Here is a 17,176-nt window from a genome sequence, read left to right on the forward strand (position 1 = left end):
GGCCGATAGGGTGCGGGGCGTGGCTGAGTACTCCTCCGATCTCGAACTGGCCTTGCGGCTGGCCGATGCCGCCGACGCGATCACCCGGGCTCGCTTCGGTGCGCTGGACCTGAAGGTCGACGCGAAGCCGGATCTGACGCCGGTGTCGGACGCCGACCTGGCCGTGGAGCAGGCGATCCGGCAGCTGCTGTCGGAGGCGCGGCCGGACGACGCGGTGCTGGGTGAGGAATTCGGCGGCGCCGCCGAGTTCAGCGGAAGGCAGTGGGTGGTCGACCCGATCGACGGCACGAAGAACTTCGTGCGGGGGGTGCCCATCTGGGCGACGCTGATCGCGCTGCTGGAAGACGGCGAACCGGTCGTCGGCGTGGTGAGCGCGCCCGCCCTGGTCCGGCGCTGGTGGGCGGCCTCGGGGTGGGGAGCTTGGTCGAGTTTCGAAGAGCAGGCGGCCGAGCGGATCTCGGTTTCCGCCGTGGGCGACCTCGGCTCGGCCAGCCTGGCGTTCTCCAGCCTCTCCGGCTGGCACGACCGCGGGCTGCGCGAGCATTTCCTCGCCCTGACCGACGACGTCTGGCGGGTACGCGGCTACGGCGATTTCTTCAGTTACTGCCTGCTCGCCGAAGGCGCGGTCGACATCGCCACCGAACCGGAGGTCTCCCTCTGGGATCTGGCGGCGCTGGACATCATCGTCCGTGAAGCGGGCGGGCGATTCTCCTCGCTGGACGGCAAACCCGGTCCGCACGGCGGCGATGCCATCGCGACCAACGGTCTGCTCCACGACGAGGTTCTCGACCGCCTGCGCGGGTGACCGCTCCGTTTCGCGTGATCGGGCCGGGCCCGCACCTGCGATGTCCTCGGCGTCCACCGCGGTGGACGCCACCATGGGCGCCGTCTCGACCATGTCTTCCCTCCCTCCGGTGGCGAACCCGATCTCGGTGATCTCGCGATCTCCGGAGACACACGGCAGAACTAACCGGCCCGCGCGGGATTCGCGGGGGTGAGGTCGATACCCGCCGGTGGGCGCAAACGCCGCAGCGTGCCGTCCATACTGGTGACGAACAGCGCCCAGGAATCACCGTCGCGGTCGATGCGGACCGAGGTGGCGCCGTCCGGGGGTTGCGCACCGGGCCCGGCTTGATCAAGCCGGTGATGATCGCGCAGGTGGCGCCGGTGATCGTGTCCACCCGATAGACGGCGCCGAGCATATGGTCGGCGACGAAGAGTTCGCCCGCCCGGGTGGCCTCCATGTCGTCGGGCAGTGCGATCAGGTCCGGGATACCGGAGACGACCGTGGGGTGCGCGGGGGCGTCCAGCCGGACCCGCAGGATCTGCATCGTCAGCGTGTCGACGTAGACCGACTCGCCGTCCGCGGCCAGCGCGAGGCCGTTGGCGGGCGGCAGACTCGACCAATCGCGCTCGTACTCGTTCGTCTCGGGCCAGTAGCGGGAGATCCCGTTCGGGCCGTTGAGGCCGATGGTGGTGAACAGCAGGCTGCCGTCGGGCAGCAGCAGCAAGCCGTTCGGCCCGTTCAGCCCGGTGAGCAGGACGCTGACCGCACCGGTCTCGATGTCGTAGCGCTGGAGCGTGCCCGGTGGCTCGCTGACCCCGTCGCCGGTGAGGAAGTAGACAGAGCGCCCGGCGACCCGCACGCCTGCCGGACGGTGCACATCGGTGACCAGCTTCTCCAACCGCCCGGCGCGGTCGACATGCGCCAGGTAACCGTCCATCAGGCCGGTGACGTAGAAACCGCCGTGCCCGTCGGAATCGAGATTCTCCAGATTGCCGACTCCCTCGACGACGGTGGCGGCCTCCCAGCCGTCCGAGCACGTCGCGGGAAATGTCTGCGCCCGCGCGGCCGGCAGTGCCGCGGCGACCGCGGCGGCCACCACGGCGATGAGCATCACCGCGCGGGCCCTGGTTCCGATCCCTGTTGCCATGCGCCACAACATAACAGCGCCGAACGGGCGGCCCGGGCCGACGATTTCCGCCCGGGTGGGAATTCGCCGAGGTCAGCGGGCCAGGACGGGAAACCTCGTCGCGAGTTGTGCACATGTGCACAACTCGGCCGTCCAACCGGGCGAACGCCGAACCGTACCGGTACCGCGCCGTCCGGGCGCTCGTAGGATGGGCCGGGTGACTCCCCCCGATGATTTCGCGGCTGTAGCGGTCGAAGACGCGTCCGGATCGGACGCCGGATCCGTTGCGGCGCAACAGGTTCTACGCCGAGTCTTCGGTTACGACAGCTTCCGCGGTGACCAGGGCGCGATCGTGCGGCACGTGATCGAGGGCGGCGACGCGCTGGTGCTCATGCCCACCGGTGGCGGCAAGTCGCTCTGCTACCAGGTGCCCGCTCTGGTGCGCCCCGGCGTCGGTGTGGTGATCTCGCCGTTGATCGCCCTCATGCAGGATCAGGTGGACGCGCTCAGCGCCCTCGGCGTGCGCGCGGGCTTCCTCAACTCCACCCAGTATCCCGACGAGCGCCGGGCCGTCGAGGCGCAATTCGTCGCGGGTGAACTCGACCTGCTGTACCTCGCGCCGGAGCGATTGCGCCTCGACTCGACCGCGCAGCTGTTCGACCGCGGCGAAATCGCGCTGTTCGCCATCGACGAAGCGCACTGCGTTTCCCAGTGGGGTCACGATTTCCGCCCCGATTACCTCGCCCTTTCCGTGCTGCACGAGCGGTGGCCGGATGTCCCGCGGATCGCGTTGACCGCGACCGCCACCGAGAAGACGCGCGACGAGATCATCCAGCGTCTCGACCTCGGCGGCGCCCGCCGCTTCGTGTCCAGCTTCGACCGGCCGAATATCCAGTACCGGATCGAGCCGAAGAACCGTCCCGAGCGCCAGCTGCTGGAATTCATTCGCACCGAGCACGCGGGCGACGCCGGGATCGTCTACTGCCTTTCCCGCAATTCGGTGGAGAAGACCGCGGCCTTTCTCACCGAGAACGGCGTCTCCGCGGTGCCGTACCACGCGGGTCTAGACCACCGGACCCGCGCGGCGAACCAGTCGCGCTTCCTGCGCGAGGACGGTCTGGTCGTCGTGGCGACCATCGCCTTCGGCATGGGCATCGACAAGCCCGACGTGCGCTTCGTCGCCCATCTGGACCTACCGAAGTCGGTCGAGGGGTACTACCAGGAAACCGGTCGCGCCGGACGTGACGGACTGCCCTCCACGGCGTGGATGGTCTACGGACTCAACGACGTGGTGCAGCAGCGCAGGCTGATCGACTCCTCCGAGGGCGACGCCGCCCATCGCCGCCAGCTGCAACTGCACTTGGACGCGATGCTCGCGCTGTGCGAGACCGTCGCCTGCCGCCGCACCCAGTTGCTCGCCTACTTCGGCGAGCCGGGGTTGCCCTGCGGCAACTGCGACACCTGCCTGGCCCCGCCGCAATCCTGGGACGGCACGGTGGCCGCGCAGAAGCTGCTGTCCGCGGTGCTGCGGCTGAAGCGCGAACGCGGCCAGAGCTTCGGCGCCGGCCACATCGTGGACATCCTGCTCGGCAAGAAGAACCCGAAGGTCGTACAGCACGACCACCACGAGTTGAAGGTCTTCGGCATCGGCACCGACCTGCGGGACACGGAATGGCGCGGCGTGGTGCGGCAATTGCTCGCCCACGGGCTGCTGGCCGTCCACGGCGACTACGGCGTGCTGACGCTCACCGAGGCCAGCAGCGAGGTGCTGTTCGACGGGCGGCAAGTCCTGCTGCGCCGCGAGCCCGAACGCGCGCCCAAGCCGGCGCGGGCGGCGAAGGCCGCCAAGGCGGCCGCCGCCGACCTGACACCCACCGATCTGCCGCTGTTCGAGAAGCTGCGCGAATGGCGCGCGGCGACCGCGAAGGAACAGGGCGTTCCCGCCTATGTCGTCTTCCACGACGCCACCCTGCGGGAGATAGCGGCTCGCAAGCCCGCGAGCCTGGCCCAGCTCGGCGGTGTCAGCGGTGTCGGCGAGAGCAAGCTCGCGAAATACGGCGAGCAGGTGCTCGAAGTGCTGGCCGCCGCATGAGCCGTCCTCGGCGCGCGGCACGCCGATGGGCGAGGATGGTCGGCGTGCGGAAGCGCGGAAGATTGTGGAGGACAGTGTGAGCGAGAGCGAGACGATCGGGCGCCGGGAGTTCCTGGGCGGTGCGGCCGCCCTCGCGGCCGGGGCGACGCTGGTCGGCCGGACGCCCGCGCACGCGGTACCCGTCGCCGAGGGCGTCACCAAATTCCCCTTTCCGGCCGATCGCCGGGTGCGGGTGCTGGTGACCGGCGACGCGGGCACCGGCACCCGCACCCAGTGGGCGGTCGCCGATGCCATGCGCGCGTATCACGGCCGTGAACCGGTCTCGCTCGCAGTGGGTCTCGGCGACAACATCTACGAGCACGGCCCCGCCGGCGCGGCCGACGCGCAGTTCGCCGACAAGTTCGAGAACCCCAACGCCGGGCTGGACTTCCCGTGGCTGATGGTGCTGGGCAACCACGACAACAGCTCGGTGCTCGGGGGCGACGGCGGTTGGTTGCTGCGCGGCAATGCCGAGGTCGAGTACCACGCCAACTCGCGGCGCTGGTGGATGCCCAGCCGCTACTACTCGGTGCGAATCCCGGAGCGGAACCCTGTCGTCGAGTTCTTCGTCCTCGACGTCAATCCCTTGGCCGCCTACCTGCCGCCGATCTTCTCGCCCTATTGGGCAGTCGACGGGCAGTTCATGAACGAGCAGCGCGACTGGCTCGATCGCGCCCTCGCCGAATCGCCTGCCCCATGGAAGATCGCCTGCACCCACCAGCCGTATCTGAGCAACGGCCCACACGGAGACGCCGGCCGTTACGAGGGCCTGGCACTCGAGCCGATCAACGGCGTGCACGTGAAACGCTTCATCGAAGGCCACGTGCTCGGCCGGTGCCAGTTCATCCTGTCGGGGCACGATCACTCGCTACAGGTGCTCGAGCCCACCGCGGCGTCGAAAGGAACCAGGCAGATCGTGTCCGGCGCCGCCGCGAAGACGGTCGGACCCGAGCCGCGGCTCAGCGCGAGCGCCGGCCACGGTGCACTGTACGAGACCTATCACGAGCTGGGCTTCATGGTCCTCGACCTGGCCGAGGGCGGGGCCGAACTGGGCGTGCACACGGTCGACCTGGCGAGCGGCGCCTCCACCGAGGCGTTCCGGCGGCGCCTGGCCTGAGTTCCAACTCTGTTGCGCGGCGCGGGAATTGCGGCGTGTCGCCGTCGTGGCGGTTACCGTGCTGGCTATGGCACCGGGTGAGGGTTCCAGCGATGCGGGCGAAGACGTTTCCTCCGGCTCGTCAGGGGGTGAAACACCGGACGCGCCGCCGTATGTCCGGGGCAGGAGCGATCCGTCGGTCGAGAACGTGTGGCTGCGGCGCAGGCCGCCGCCGGAACGTCCCGGCGCACCGCGGATGTCGACGGTGATCCTGGTTGTGGCGTTCCTCGCGGTGCTGGCGCTCTACATCATGCTGCACCAGAGCGGCTAGCGTGCCCGCGACCTGCGGGAATAATCTGGTTGCCGGGTCACTTAGAGTGGACCGTTATGAAGGAAAAGGGGCGCAAGGTCATCGCGACCAACCGCCGGGCGCGGCACAACTACACGATCCTGGACGTCTACGAGGCCGGGATCGCGCTGGTCGGCACCGAGGTGAAGAGCCTGCGTGAGGGCAAGGCCTCGCTGGTGGACGCCTTCGCGACGGTGGACAACGGTGAGGTGTGGCTGCGCGGGCTGCACATCCCCGAGTTCAGCCATGGCACCTGGACCAATCACGCGCCGCGCCGGGTGCGCAAGCTGCTGCTGCACAAGCGCGAGATCGAGCGACTGGTCGGCAAGTCGCGAGAGGGCAACCAGACGCTGGTGCCGCTGTCGATGTACTTCTCCGACGGCAAGGTGAAGGTCGAGTTGGCGCTGGCCAAGGGTAAGCAGGACTACGACAAGCGCCAGGACCTCGCTCGGCGCACCGCCGAGCGAGAGGTCACCCGCGAGCTGGGACGGCGGGTCAAAGGCATGAGGTGACCGCCGTCCTGCTCGCGCTGGCTGCCGCGGTGGGCTACGGCGTGAGCGATTTCTACGGCGGTGTGGCCTCGCGGCGGGTGACCGCATTGCGCGTGGTCATCTATTCCTATCCGTTCTCGGTGCTGCTGGTGCTCGTCGCGCTCCCGTTCGTGTCCGGGAGCCCGGATGCCGCGTCGCTGGTGTGGGGCGCTGCGGCAGGGGTAACCAGCGGCGTCGCGGTGTGGTGGTTCTACGCCGCGCTGGCCGACGGTCCGATGGCGGTGGTGTCGCCGCTGACGGCGGTGCTGGTGGCGGGCATTCCGGTGCTCACCGGGCTGCTGACCGGCGAGCGTCCCGGCCCGCTCGTCTTCGCGGGTGTGGTGTTCGCGCTGGTCGCGGTGCTCCTGGTGAGCCGGGAGTCGCCGGACGAGGTGACCGAGGAGATCATCGGCGGACGCGAACTGCGGTTCACCCGCAAGGTCGCCGCACTGACCATCGGTTCCGGCGCCGCCTACGGCTTCGCCTTCGTCTTCCTGCACAAGACAGCGGCCGACTCGGGACTGTGGCCGCTGCTCATGCAGCGCGTCGCGGCTACCGGAGTCGTCTGGCTCGCCGCGCTGGTCGCCGGGGACTCCGGTCGACTGCGCGGTGAACCGCTGCGCCTGGCCTGCTATATCAGCGTGCTGGACGTCATCAGCAACGCGGCGCTGCTGTACGCGTTCCACGGATCGCTGCTGTCGCTGGTGAGCGTGATCGGCTCGCTGTATCCGGCCGTGACCGTGCTGCTGGCGATGGTGCTGCTCGGTGAGCGGGTCCACCGGCAGCAGCAGGTCGGCTTGGTCCTCGCGCTGGCCGCGGTCGTGCTCATCGCCGCGGCCTGACTGCGCCCGGCACGGTCGTCGGCCGGTCGCGAATCACCTCGTGCAGGGCTCCCGCATCGCTATCCGCTTCAGCGTGGGGCTGCGGTAATCGGCGACCACCGTGCGCGAACCCAATGACGTGGACGGGTCGGGCTCGTTGACCACCGCGCGCTGCGCTGCGACGTCGGGTTCCTCCCGGCCGTAGACCTGCGGCGCCGCCATGCCTTCGGAATCCACGGTGAGCCCGGCCAGGGCCTTGCGCAAGGTCGGCCGGTCCAGACCGCCGGTCTCGGCTGCCTTGGTGAGCAGGGCCTTCATCGGATATGAGATTGCCCAACCCAGGTTGTAGCCGAAGTTGGTCGGTTCGCTGGTCGCGGCGTTCCTGGCGCGCTGGGCTCCGGTGCTGGTGCCGTCCCAGCCGTCGAACGGCGAGGTGTAGTTGTACAGCGCCGTGAGCGCGGGCGCGGCCGGCGACTTGAGCAGCGCGCTGTTCCAGGTCGGGGTGGAGCCCAGGAATCGGCCCTGGTAGCCGAATCTCGCCAGTTTGCCGACAATCTCGGCTGCTTCGCCCGGCCCGGTGGCCAGCAGGACCACGTCGGGTGGATCGGCCATGAGCGCGGTGACCGGGTAGTCCTGGTTGCCGACCTCGGTGTTGGGGCCGGTGTCGATGCGCGAGGTGATCGTCGCGCCGTTGTCCAGCGCCCACTTGAGCGCTCCGCTGGCGTAGTCGCCGCCGTAGTTGCCGCGGTAGGCGACCACGCCGACCGTGCGGGGCTGATAGTGGTTCTGCGCGAACCAGTCCAGGCCGAGCACGGCCTCGGTGCAGTACGAGAATCCGTCGTCGAGCACCAGATCGCGGTCGGTGGAGCGATACTGCCAGCCCGACCAGAGCGTGCCGGCCCCGGTCACCAGGTCCGCCTCGTCCATCTCCTGCAGGACGGCCAGCGTCTGGGCGGTTCCGAAACTCATCGCCAGCGCCAGCACGTGCGGCGCCACGTTCTCGAATTCGGTGACGTGCCTGCGCGGATCGTAGGCGGTGTCGCGGGTGTAGGCGGTGATGTCGATCTCGTAGCCGCCGATGCCGCCCTGCTTGTTCACCTCGTTCCAGAACGCGAGTTGCCCCTCCTGCAAGGACTTTCCGAGCGGGGCGAAGGGACCGTTGTTCAAGTCCGACAGGACACCCAGATAGATACAGCCCTTGTCGCGGTTGATCGCGTGTGGACATGGTTCGCGGGTGACGCCCGGCGCGGCGGCGGGCGCTGAAGTCGAACACCCGGCGGCCAGGACGAGCCCGAGGGCGAGCGGAGCGGCCACCAGTCGAAGTAGCCGACGAGAAAAACTAGGGAAAGGCATATCTGGCTCGCTTACGGCTGCACGCAGGGCTCGGTGAGGGTGATGCGGTCCTGAGTCGGGCCGTGATACGCGACCGCCAGGGTCTTCGCGCCCAGCGGCGCGGTCTGTTCCGGCGCTTCGATGACGGCACGCTGGCGGGTCAGGTCGGGCGTGGCCGCGCCGTACACGTATTCGGGAATCGCGCCCTCGTAGTCGACGCGCAGGCCGTGCACCGCCTCCCGGACGCCCTTGCGGGTGAGCTTGCCTTCGTTCACCGCGCGGGTGAGCAACGCCTTCATCGGATAGGAGAACATCCAGCCGGCGCTGTAGCCCCAGGTCGAGGGCTCCCTGGTCGCCGAGGCCCGCGCCTTCTTGGCGCCCGCGCTGGTACCGTCCCAGCCGTCCAGCGGCGAGGTCATGTTGTAGCGCGCGGTGATCGCTGACGCCGCGGGGCTTTTCAGCAGGCCGCCGTTCCAGGTCGGGCCCGAGCCGAGGAATCGGCCAGGGAAACCGGCCAGCGCCGCCTTGCCCATGATCTCGCCCGCCTCCGCGGGCCCGGTGGCCAGCAGTACGAGATCCGCTCCGGCGTTGAGGATCTTGGCGACCGCCGCGTCCTGATTGCCGATCTGGGTGTTCGGCTCGGTGTCGATGTGCGCCACCATGTCCACGCGATTGGCGGAGGCCCATTTCTTCGCGCCGGTGGAGTAGTCGCCGCCGTAGTCGCCCTGGTAGCTCACCGTGGCGATCGAGCTCGGCTTCGCCAGGTGTTCGGCGATCCAGTCCAGGGCGATGATCGCCTCCGAACAGTAGGAGTAGCCGGACTCCAGCAGCAGACCCTTGTCGCTGTTCTCGAATTGCCAACCTGACCAGAGCGTTCCGGCGATGGCGACCACGTTCGCCGCGTCCATCTCGGGAAGTACCTTCTGCGTCTGCACGGTGCCGAAACTCATCGACAGCGCCAGGACGTGCGGCTCGATCCGCCGGTAGGCCTCGGCGTGCTTCTGCAGGTCGTAGTTCGTGTCCTCGGTGTGGGTGGCGATGTCCACCTCGTACTTGCCACCGATCCCGCCCGCCTCGTTCACCGCTTTCCAGAACGCCAGCTGGCCGTTGTGAATGTCCTTGCCCAGCGCGGCGAAAGGCCCGCTCGTCAGATCCGACAGCACGCCGAGGTAGATACACCCCTTGCGGTTGTCGACGGCGTTCGGACACGGGTCCTTGGTGACACCCCGCTCGATCGCTTCGGCCGACTTGTCGCGCAGGGCGGAGCAACCCGTCAGGACCAGCCCGGCGATGACGGTGAGGGCGGACAGGCGCAGCAACCTGTCCCGAATGATACGAACTGCCAAAGTGTTTCCTTAGTCTGAAATCGAGATCCGCTGCTCAGAGCCGATCGTACGGCTCGTGCAGTGTAAGTCGGGTTGGTCGTCGAGCCGGGAGAATCGGCTACCAGCATCCGGGAAGGCTCGAGTAGTGGAACGCGCGGTGTTCGCAAACGGGTAGAGGGTGGCGGGATTCGGTCTCGATCGTGACGGCGGATGTGCTCGCGGAGCGCCGGTCGATCGGCACCCGCTCTGACGGGCAGGGCCGCGTCCTCAGCGGTCGTCCCGACCACCGCTGGTTCCCGCGCCACGGGCATTGCTGCTCTGGCGCGCGCCTCGCCGCGTCCACTGAGGGTGTCCGCTGTCGACGCCGTGGGGCACCGGCTCGGGGGATGGCCCGGCGCGGACCCAGTGCCGACCGCAGGGTCCTCGACAGCATGTGCGCCGGGTGGGGGAGCGCAGCACGCCCGGGCTCCAACCAGACATCGAGGGGCTGACCTGCGCCGATGACCTTCGGCATGGCAGCCGCCGACCCTGTGGGGTGTGGTGGCCGCCACCGACGGATAATGGGATGATCCCGGTCCTGACCGGTGTTAACATGGACAGCCCGGCAAGGTGCCGGGGCGTACGGGGCTGAACGGTTTCGACTGCGTACGTAGATTCAGGGGAAGCGTGTCGGTGCAGGCAAGAGACCACCGTAAGCGTCGTTGCAACCAATTAAGCGCCGATTCCAATCAGCGCGAGTACGCTCTCGCTGCCTAACCAGCAGAGCGTCTCTGTCGGCCCGGGGCATGCCCTCGGTCCCGGTGCCGGCATCAGCTAGAGGGCTAACCGTCCTACTCGGTCGCGGAGTAGGACGGGACATCGAACAGCGACTGGGATCGTCATCCGGGCTTGTTCGCGGGACCCGGAGATCCGAGTAGAGGCACAGCGGACTGCACACGGAGAAGCCCTGAAGACGCGGCGGAGGACCCGGGTTCGATTCCCGGCAGCTCCACCACAGCGGCCTTACTCGAACCGGGGTCCGTAAGGACCTGGGTGAGGGTAAGGCCGCTTTTTGGTTCCTGACCTGCAGGGGTTTGTGGTCTAACAGCAGGCTGTACGCAGGCGGGGCGGGTTCCGGCGGCTTGATGCAGGTCAGCGAATGGTTGGTGGAGCTGGTCGCTTGTGACGCCGCCAACATCGAGGTAGAACCGCTGGAAAAACGCCTGGTTAAGGTGGCGGCGGACGGTGTCAGTTCTGGTTCGGTAGAGCTGGGCCGGGTCGATCAGCAGGTCGAGGCCACGTTTGAGGACGTCAACACCGACGGCCAGCTCAGCACTAGTGGCGGTGAGGCTGGCTTGGACCTTGGTGCGGTCGGTATGGATGGTGCGCAGTCTGGCCTTGATCTTGGCCTGGGGGAGGGTGCCGTCAGCGGCGAGGTCGAGCAGCCGTTCCTCTTTGGCGTCGAGTTCTTTGAGGCGGGTGGTGAGGTTGGCGTGCATCGCGCGGACGCTGGTTTGTTCGTCAGCCAATGCTTCGTCCAGGAGTTCCCGGAGGGTGCTGTGGAAACTGGTTGGTAGCCGCAGAGTGGCGTAGTGGTCAGCGACGGCTTGTTCGACCTGCTCGGCTGGCAAGTGAGGTAGATCACAGACACGCTCTTGGCGTCCTCGGCACATGAAGTAGCCGTAGTAGTGGCCGTTGCGTCCTCGGGCTTCGGTGTAGATGAGCCTGAAGGTGCGGTTGTGGCGGCGGCAGCGGTCGCAGAACAGGTCACCTTTGAGGTAGTGCTGGAGCACGCGGTCTCGCTGCCCGCGACGGCTGCGCATGTCCATGACGTCCTGAACGCGATCGAACAGTTCCTGGCTGACGATCGGCTCGTGCCTGCCGGGTCGGAGTTGGTCGTCGACCAAGACCCAGCCTGCGTAGTAGGGGTCTTGCAGCATGCGGTGCAGCAGTTTGAACGAAAGGGGGCGCTGGGGGATGGTACCGCGTGTGCGGGCGGTCAGGCCCAGATCGGCCATTGTGGCTTCGAGGTGTTCGAGGCCGTAGTCGCCGGTGGCATACAGCTCGAACGCCCGGCGTACCAGAGGTGCGCGTTCGGGGTCGAGGGTGATGGTGTTGATCTGTTTGCCCTCGTACTCGACGCGGGTATTGAGGTAGCCGACCTTGGCAAATCCGACCGTGCCGCCGTTGAGGGCCTTCGTGCGCATCTTCTCCTGGATGTCCAAGCCTTGCAGCGTGTTCATCAGGTGGTTCATCACGTCGAGCATGCCTTCCATGGCCACGGCGTGAGGTCCTTCGCCGAAGTCTTCTTTGGCGCTGATGAGGCGGACGCCCATCTTGTTGAGCTGGGTTTCGATGATGGCGGCATCGAACCGGTTGCGGAAGGCGCGGGAGCGCATGTAGACGATGACGTAGCGGACCTCGGGATGCTCGGCGAGGTACTTGAGCAGATCTCGGAAGACCGGCCGCTTATCGATACTCTTGGCCGAATAGCCGGGCTCGATGAACTCCGTGGCAACTTCGACGCCCATCGCGTTGGCCTTAGCGTTCCCGTGGTCGCGTTGGGTGGCGATGGACAGGCCATCGGGGTCAATGTCGATGGCGGTGTCGAGCTGCTTCTTGGTCGAGACCCGTAGCAGGAGAACGGCTTTCTCATCGGTGTTGGCTCGGTTCGGCAGGGTTCGTCGGGCCATCGGATACCTCCTGGTCGAAATCGGTGTGGGTCGGTGGGTTGGTGAACGGAGTCACGATGGGGGTGAGTGCGTCGCGGAGCGGAAACCATTCGCACAGCACGAGCGTCTCGGCGTTGTAGGTTTGATCATCTTGACGGCAGCTTTTGACGGCTACGCAGCCGAGAATGTGCGTGTTCGCCCGTGTGCGCAGGCGTGTGATAACAGTGGTCAGAGCGGGGTCTCTACCGAGTCGGGTAATGCTTTTAAGCAGGGTGTCGTGGGTTCGAAACCCACTGGTCCCTCCAGAGATAATTGATGTAGATTCGTCTACAAAATACTCGTTTGACGGCAGAGTTTGACGGCTACTATCGCTGTTAACAACTGCCGCCGACGGCTGCATCAGCGCTCGACCAATACGGTCGAGCGCTGATTGTTGTGTGTCCAGATCGCCGTGTTGGTAGATCTGCAGAGTTGTAGAGATGTGGGCATGGCCGAGGATGAGCTGTACGTCGCGGGCCGGAACACCCGTGTTTTTGAGGAATGTTGCGGCACCGTGGCGCAAGTGATGGAGTTTGATGCGGCGAACACCCGCTTGTTTGCATAGGCGATGGAAGGCGCGGACGAAATTGCGTGGCCACAAAGGTGTTCCATTTTCACTGAGCAGAATTAGGTCGCCAAACTCATTGTGATCCTGTGGATCGCCGCTCGTGGCGGGATGAACCATGGATGCGTCACTGTCATGGTGGGTCGTGGCGCCGATCAGTACGCCCTCGTCGACTCCGCTGTCGATGGAGAGCAAGTTTTGCAGCTGGTGTGCCCGGTGCTGGCTCAGCGCCTCGCGCACGACGGCGAGCAGAGGCAGATCACGTTGACCTGCGTTCGTCTTGACCGGCCCAACTTCGAGGTGGTTGCCGATCTGCTGAAGCTGCTGACGTATACGGATTACGCCGCGGTCCCAGTCGATATCGGTCCACCGCAGTCCAAGGACCTCCCCACGGCGCATTCCGTATAGCCCTAGCATCAGGAACGCTGCGAACAGGGGGTGGGACTGCGCGTGCTTCAGGAAGCGACTGCCTTCTTCAACTGTCCAGAGAATGATCTCCTTGCGGTGTGACTGCTCCAACTCGACCAGCCGGGCGACGTTGCGGGTCACCAACTCCTCGCGCATCGCGCGGGTCAGGGCGGCGCTGAGAATCGTGCGGATCAGCCGGACAGTGCGTACCGACTTGCCGCTAGCCAGTTCCTGATTCAGGAGCTGCTGAAGCATGGGGACAGTTAGGCCCTCTAGCGAATATGAACCCGCCATTGGCTTGAGATGGAGGCGAATTGCCGTCTCGTACAGTTCCCGTGTGGATGGACGGAGTTTGGTGGTAGTGCCCATCCAGTAGTCGAGGTAGTCACCGATCTTCCACGACCGGTCGGGGATCGGGATTCCCCGCTCTGAGTCGGCTATACGCGCGGTCAGCTTGCCGCGCGCCTCGGCGCGGGTGTGGCCGTACACCCGCAGGCGGCGGACCTTTCCGTTGACCGTGCCCAGGTAGGCGGCTCCTTCCCAGCGGCCGTCCTTGCGCTGGTACACGGAGCCCTCGCCGTTGTTGCGTCGGCGGTTCATGGCCGAGCTCCCATGCCGATGAGTTGGCTCAGGAATCTGTCCGCCTCGGCAGCGGGGACGAATCGGCGGCGTCCGATCTTGATAGACGCAAGTTCGCGTCGGTGTATCAGCTGGTAGACGCTCCACCGGCTCAGCCGGAGCCGGGAGCAGACTTCGGGGATGGTCAGCAGATCCGACGAGCGGCTGACGCCAGGAGCGGGATCGCTCGGCAGGCCACCGATTTGGTGGCGAAGCCAGTCGGCATCGGCGGTGCCGTCGTCAGCGAGTTTGATCGCCACGGAGCCGAGAGTGCGCAGCAGTGCGCGGGTTTCGAGCGGCAGGCTCACACGCGGGGTGATGCTCGTGTTCTTGGTGGTGGTCGATGATGGTGTCTGGTGCATGTGTGCGCCTCCTTTCTCGTCCCGTGGGGTCAGGTACGTTGGGTTGCTTTCTTTTTCGTCACACTGCGGTGTGGGGCGGATATGACTGGTGGTGGCTGAACCACCGTGGCGATTTTGAGTCGTTCGAGTTGCTGCTGGACGCGCTTGATACCGGCCATGTCATGCGGCAGGGCACCCGGAACGATCGCCCACCGTACTTCCGGGTGTCGTTCCAGGTAGGCCAGCATGCGGCGCAGCACCGGCCGACCGCGCAGGCTAGTGGTAGCGGCGCCGAGTTCGACGAATTCCTTGACCACTCCGAGTCCGCGCTGGATCGCCAGTCGGTGCCCGGCTTCGCGTTGCACGTGGATCTTGATCGGCTCGCCACCGATCGTGGCAGTTGTATCGGGTGCGGCGTCGGTCGACAGGAACAGCACCGCCGGTGTAAAGGCCATCTCGCTGTCGAGCATGACCGTGGCCGCCCTCTCAGGGTTAGTTGCGGCTGGCCTCATCGCGCCGTGTTTCTCTGCCTGCTGGGGCTGGATTTCGAGTGGCGATGGGCGATGGTGTCGAGATGTGCGGAGTGGTCGTACCCGATGTCGCGCAGCCGTTCTTGGATGACGTCGTCGGCGACGGTGAAGTGGTCGGCCAGCTCGCTGATCGTGGTCAGTCCGGTGCGCCACGCCCGTTGGAGCGCGCGATCCGGCACCAACAGGTAGCGGGCGAAGTAGTCGGCGACGCGTTCGGCGTCGCACGCCCCGCAACTGACCGCGCTGCTGGGGTAGAGCGTCAGCTCGTGGCCGTGGTCCAGGATGTGTTTGAACTCGTGAGCGATGTGGAATCGCTGGTGCTTCCAGCCGTCGGCCAAGCGCAGCTGGATGACCCACTGACGGGAGGTCATGTCCCAGAAGCTGGCGCGGGGCATTTGTTGGTCTAGTGCGTATTCGACCCGGATTCGAGGTGACTCGGTGATGAGGTCGATGGGCACCGGATCAGTGCCGCTGTGCGTGTGCAGGAGGCTATCAGCCTGTTGTCGTGCCAGACGCAGGCTGCGGGTGACGCTGATGGGTTGGTCGGGGACCAGTTCCCGTAGCTGAGCCAGGATGCGTCGACCGCCCGGTGGTGCTGCTCGCGATGCGCGCGAGGTGCTGACGATCGCGTGCGGTGATGTGGTGGCTATTGACATAGTTGGAATCTCCTTCCGAATGGTTTGTGCTGTGCTGCTCTGATGTCCTTTCGTATGGGTGTCGATGTCTGTAGTGCGGCTATTTGGTCATGGTCGTGGGTGCTCTCATTGCTGTGCTTGTTCGTCCTTTCCTTTGGTTGTTCTCTCGGAGGTCGGATGGATAATTTCAGGAAGCGATGTCGTCTTCTCGCGTGACGGAATGATGGTACGTATCGAAGGTGGCGGCGCGTCGTTTAACAATCCGGTCGATTGCTTTTTGAATATCGCGGGTGACTTCGGCTGGAATGCAGTAATACGTAATACTGAGGTGGGGGCGGAGTGTGGGGCGCGCCGCCTTCGGCATCCAACCTGCCTCGGCGAGCAGCGTATCGACCGGCAGTTCGAGGCCCTCGGCTATCGCCTGCAAGGAACGTGGGCTGGGATGGGCGAAGATCCCATCTTCGAGCCGCTGGATCGTTGACGGTGTCAGGCCGGTGCGGCGCGCGAGGTCGCTGCGCGTCAGTTTCAATTGACCGCGACGTTTTTTGATGATGCTGCCAATCTTCTTGGCTTCGCGGGTGCGAGATGCTCCCATTTGCGTTTTCTCCATTTATATTCTTCAATTACTATAATAACTCCCTTTTTGCGCGTACGCAAATGGTTGGCAACTTTTACAACAATTAGCGAAAGGCGAATGGGGAATATTTAGGATCGTTCGTCAAATACCCACACCCCACCACCCTCGGCTGGAATCGCGGCAATGTCGCCTTCGCGCTGCATCTCCTCCCCGATGGCTGCGTAGTCGACAGAGACGAACTCCCCCAGCGTCGCGGGCAGCGCCTGGTTGACCCTGTCTTCGATGCGCAGCGGCTCGAACAGTTGGCGCACGTAGGCAGCCATGCTCTCGTGGTGGCCCTTGTAGGCGGTGGCGAAGTGATCGAATAAGCGTGGATCGTCTTCGTGCGCTTCTGCCCAGGCGGCGTAGGCCGGACCGTGGTCCTTGATACCTCGTGCCACTTGGGTGAGCAGTTCGATGCTGTCGACTCCTTCGAGCCCGATCGCACCGGTGGTCACCGTGAAGCTGCCGAAATCCTGGTAGTCCCAGATGTACAGGCCCTCTTGTTCGTAGACCTCTTCGGCAAAAATGCTGTACAACTCGGCGTGGACGGCTTGGGTGTCGCGGGCCATATCCAGCCACGCCCCGTGGGTGAGTTCAGTTCGTAATGGCAGCCCTCGGGTGACGTAGATGCGTGGGTTGAGCCGTGACTGCTGTTCGCGGTTTGGTTCGCTGTCGGAGGGCGCCGGTTCGCCGCCATGTTGATAGTCCTTGTGCTCGTTCGTGTTTGGGAATCGCTCATTCATGACCACCCCCTTCGATCCGCTCCGTTCCGTCGACGGGCAGCATGTTGCGCACCAGCATGAACGCCACCGCTCCGACGCCACCTTGGAGGTCACCGGTGGTCAGTTCGTCGTAGGCGTCAACCAGTTCGATCAGCCGGTCGGCGACGTAATCAGCCTGCGTGGCCAGGCTGTGCTGGTCGGCTTCATCGGCCAGATTGAATGTGCGCGTGGCTTGGACCACTTTAAGCGCGACGGTCGCGGCGGCGGAACGGACATCCGCGCCGGGATGCTCGACCACCTCGTAGACGGTGCGGAGCAGTGCTTCGCTGACTGCCCACCGGAGTTGCCACTCGGCGTTGCTATCCGGTTCGACAGCCGGGCTCGGCCTCAGCTCGTGCGCTGGGGCAGGTTGGTTGTCTCCGTATTCGTTATGTGCGTTGGTATTTGGAAGTCTCTCGTTCATCGGTACCTCCTTCGAGTTATGTTTGAGTGTTGGCCGGTCGGATAGCGGCGAGGTTGTGCATTCCTCGATCTGCTATCCGCCGGCCTCT

The 17,176-nt window shown here is 65.8% G+C and carries 16 protein-coding genes, 1 other RNA gene and 1 pseudogene; 8 read left to right on the top strand and 10 right to left on the bottom strand.

Annotation, left to right across the window (positions count from 1 at the left end; translation table 11 throughout):
* Window positions 1–19 precede the first annotated feature (19 nt).
* The 6 genes from hisN (at window position 20) to HOV91_RS17210 (ending at window position 6,861) form a co-directional block, all read left to right on the top strand.
* Window positions 20–805, top strand: a complete 786-nt coding sequence (hisN, locus tag HOV91_RS17180; protein ID WP_174186413.1) for a histidinol-phosphatase — start codon at window positions 20–22, stop codon at window positions 803–805.
* Between the two features lie 1,316 nt (window positions 806–2,121).
* Window positions 2,122–4,005 carry a DNA helicase RecQ gene (recQ, locus tag HOV91_RS17190; RefSeq protein ID WP_174186414.1) on the top strand — a complete coding sequence of 628 codons (1,884 nt, stop codon included), beginning with the start codon at window positions 2,122–2,124 and terminating at the stop codon, window positions 4,003–4,005.
* 76 nt (window positions 4,006–4,081) lie between these two features.
* Entirely contained in the window at window positions 4,082–5,161 is a 1,080-nt protein-coding gene (locus HOV91_RS17195) for a metallophosphoesterase (protein WP_174186415.1), read from the top strand.
* A gap of 67 nt (window positions 5,162–5,228) precedes the next feature.
* Window positions 5,229–5,471, top strand: a complete 243-nt coding sequence (locus HOV91_RS17200) for a WLR motif membrane protein (protein WP_174186416.1) — start codon at window positions 5,229–5,231, stop codon at window positions 5,469–5,471.
* A 56-nt stretch (window positions 5,472–5,527) separates the two neighbouring features.
* Window positions 5,528–6,001: an SsrA-binding protein SmpB gene (smpB, locus tag HOV91_RS17205; RefSeq protein ID WP_174186417.1), complete on the top strand. Its 474-nt coding sequence runs from the start codon at window positions 5,528–5,530 to the stop codon at window positions 5,999–6,001.
* Complete coding sequence (locus HOV91_RS17210) at window positions 5,998–6,861, top strand: EamA family transporter (protein WP_174186418.1); 864 nt, start codon at window positions 5,998–6,000, stop codon at window positions 6,859–6,861. Before smpB ends, HOV91_RS17210 begins: the two co-directional genes overlap by 4 nt.
* A gap of 33 nt (window positions 6,862–6,894) precedes the next feature.
* Here HOV91_RS17210 and HOV91_RS17215 read toward each other — a convergent pair whose 3' ends face one another.
* Entirely contained in the window at window positions 6,895–8,154 is a 1,260-nt protein-coding gene (locus HOV91_RS17215; protein ID WP_312884665.1) for an ABC transporter substrate-binding protein, read from the bottom strand.
* A 50-nt stretch (window positions 8,155–8,204) separates the two neighbouring features.
* Entirely contained in the window at window positions 8,205–9,518 is a 1,314-nt protein-coding gene (locus HOV91_RS17220) for an ABC transporter substrate-binding protein (RefSeq protein WP_246350300.1), read from the bottom strand.
* Between the two features lie 602 nt (window positions 9,519–10,120).
* On the opposite strand from HOV91_RS17220, the gene ssrA reads away from it, so the two are divergent.
* Both ssrA and HOV91_RS17230 read left to right on the top strand, forming a co-directional pair.
* Window positions 10,121–10,491: a transfer-messenger RNA gene (ssrA, locus tag HOV91_RS17225) on the top strand.
* A gap of 130 nt (window positions 10,492–10,621) precedes the next feature.
* On the top strand, window positions 10,622–11,053 hold the full coding sequence (locus tag HOV91_RS17230) for a hypothetical protein (RefSeq protein WP_174186420.1): 432 nt from the start codon (window positions 10,622–10,624) through the stop codon (window positions 11,051–11,053).
* Between the two features lie 72 nt (window positions 11,054–11,125).
* On the opposite strand, the pseudogene HOV91_RS41075 reads toward HOV91_RS17230, so the two are convergent.
* The 8 genes and pseudogenes from HOV91_RS41075 to HOV91_RS17270 form a co-directional block, all read right to left on the bottom strand.
* Window positions 11,126–12,169: pseudogene (locus HOV91_RS41075) on the bottom strand (recombinase family protein); the annotation flags it as partial.
* Complete coding sequence (locus HOV91_RS17240; RefSeq protein WP_174186421.1) at window positions 12,129–13,760, bottom strand: tyrosine-type recombinase/integrase; 1,632 nt, start codon at window positions 13,758–13,760, stop codon at window positions 12,129–12,131. The pseudogene HOV91_RS41075 and the gene HOV91_RS17240, both read right to left, overlap by 41 nt.
* The gene (locus HOV91_RS17245) at window positions 13,757–14,140 is read right to left on the bottom strand and encodes a helix-turn-helix domain-containing protein (protein ID WP_174186422.1); all 384 of its coding nucleotides are present in this window, start codon (window positions 14,138–14,140) and stop codon (window positions 13,757–13,759) included. The genes HOV91_RS17240 and HOV91_RS17245 overlap by 4 nt, the downstream gene beginning before the upstream one ends.
* A 29-nt stretch (window positions 14,141–14,169) precedes the next feature.
* Complete coding sequence (locus tag HOV91_RS17250; RefSeq protein ID WP_174186423.1) at window positions 14,170–14,589, bottom strand: recombinase family protein; 420 nt, start codon at window positions 14,587–14,589, stop codon at window positions 14,170–14,172.
* A gap of 38 nt (window positions 14,590–14,627) precedes the next feature.
* Window positions 14,628–15,305: an ImmA/IrrE family metallo-endopeptidase gene (locus HOV91_RS17255; protein ID WP_174186424.1), complete on the bottom strand. Its 678-nt coding sequence runs from the start codon at window positions 15,303–15,305 to the stop codon at window positions 14,628–14,630.
* A gap of 166 nt (window positions 15,306–15,471) precedes the next feature.
* On the bottom strand, window positions 15,472–15,894 hold the full coding sequence (locus HOV91_RS17260; RefSeq protein ID WP_174186425.1) for a helix-turn-helix domain-containing protein: 423 nt from the start codon (window positions 15,892–15,894) through the stop codon (window positions 15,472–15,474).
* Window positions 15,895–15,989: 95 nt separating this feature from the next.
* On the bottom strand, window positions 15,990–16,646 hold the full coding sequence (locus HOV91_RS17265) for an antirestriction protein ArdA (protein WP_174186426.1): 657 nt from the start codon (window positions 16,644–16,646) through the stop codon (window positions 15,990–15,992).
* Entirely contained in the window at window positions 16,639–17,088 is a 450-nt protein-coding gene (locus HOV91_RS17270; RefSeq protein WP_174186427.1) for a hypothetical protein, read from the bottom strand. Before HOV91_RS17270 ends, HOV91_RS17265 begins: the two co-directional genes overlap by 8 nt.
* Between the last annotated feature and the right edge of the window lie 88 nt (window positions 17,089–17,176).

Source organism: Nocardia barduliensis (assembly GCF_013315795.1).
Classification (GTDB): Bacteria; Actinomycetota; Actinomycetes; order Mycobacteriales; family Mycobacteriaceae; genus Nocardia; species Nocardia barduliensis.